At 69.3% G+C, this 1,488-nt stretch carries 1 protein-coding gene; it reads left to right on the forward strand.

The window, feature by feature from the left end; genetic code table 11:
- Positions 1 to 241 precede the first annotated feature (241 nt).
- Positions 242 to 1,462, forward strand: a complete 1,221-nt coding sequence (locus tag FKR81_RS43060; RefSeq protein WP_146361368.1) for an IS110 family RNA-guided transposase — start codon at positions 242 to 244, stop codon at positions 1,460 to 1,462.
- Positions 1,463 to 1,488 lie beyond the last annotated feature (26 nt).

Consider the following 1,488-nt stretch of genomic DNA (forward strand, 5'->3'; position numbering starts at 1 on the left):
CCTAATGAGTCGTGAGTCGCCCGTCGGGCAGACTCGGGTCTGGTAGCCGCTGGCAGGTGAGCACTCGTTCCTCCTGGACGTCTGAGTCCTGACGAAAGATCGTGCCCCTGCTGGTGGGCCGGGAGAGTTGATCGCTGATGGGATGTCGTGCCCGCCCTTGTGGCGTGAGCACTGATTCATTAGGTCGCTGATGGTTCTCCCGCGGGCTGCTGCTGAATGTGGTCACGGGACGGGAGAACGGGTGCTGTTCGTAGGGGATGACTGGGCCGAGGCGCACCACGACGTCGAGTTGATGGACGCCATCGGGCGCAGACTGGCCAAGGCCCGGCTGCCCGAGGGCGTGGCGGGGATGGCCCGGCTGCACGCGATGATCGGCGAGCAGCTCGGTGAGGACACCGAAGATGTGGAGGTGGTGATCGGGATCGAGACCGATCGGGGGCCGTGGGTGCGGGCGCTGGTCGCGGCCGGGTACACGGTGTTCGCGGTCAACCCGTTGTCGGTGGCCCGCTTCCGGGACCGTCACGGTGTGTCGGGCGCGAAGAGCGACGCGGCCGACGCGCACACGCTGGCTGACATGGTGCGCACCGACTCCCACCAGCTGCGGCCGGTGGCCGGCGACACCGCCGAGGCCGAGGCGATCAAGGTCGTGGCACGGGCGCACAAGACGCTGATCTGGGAACAGACCCGGCACACCCAGCGGCTGCGGCACGCGCTGCGCGACTACTTTCCGGCCGCGCTGGAGGCGTTCACCGACCTCGACGCCGCCGACACCCTGGAGCTGCTGGCCAAGGCACCCGATCCGGCCTCGGCCGCGAAGCTGACCATCGCCCAGATCATGGCCGCCATGAAACGTGCTCGCCGCCGCGACATCCCGGCCAAGGCCGCCGCGATCCAGGCCGTGCTGCGCGCCGAGCACCTGGGCCAGCCCGACGTGGTCACCGCCGCCTACGCGGCCACCACCCGTGCCGCCGTGGCGGTGCTGACCGTCCTGCGCGAGCAGATCACGACCCTGCAGGGCCAGGTCGATGCGCATTTTGGCCGGCACCCGGACGCTGAGATCATCCTGTCCCAGCCGGGGCTGGGACAGGTCCTCGGTGCTCGGGTGCTCGCCGAGTTCGGAGACGACCCCGACCGCTACGCCGACGCCAAGTCCCGCAAGAACTATGCCGGTACCAGCCCGATCACCCGCGCCTCCGGCAAGAAGAAGGCCGTGCTGGCCCGGTTCGTGCACAACGACCGGCTCATCGACGCCCTGATGACCCAGGCGTTCAGCGCGCTGCGCGCCTCGCCCGGCGCCCGCACCTACTACGACCAGCTCCGCGCCCGCGGCGCCGCACACAACGCCGCCCTGCGTCAGCTCGCCAACCGGTGCGTCGGCATCCTGCATGGCTGCCTCAAAACCCGCACGCACTACGACGAGGCGACCGCCTGGTCGCATCGTGTCGAGAAGGCTGCTGCTTGACATTCAAGCTCCTGGGATGTCTTTCG

This window comes from Lentzea tibetensis, assembly GCF_007845675.1.
Lineage (GTDB): Bacteria > Actinomycetota > Actinomycetes > Mycobacteriales > Pseudonocardiaceae > Lentzea > Lentzea tibetensis.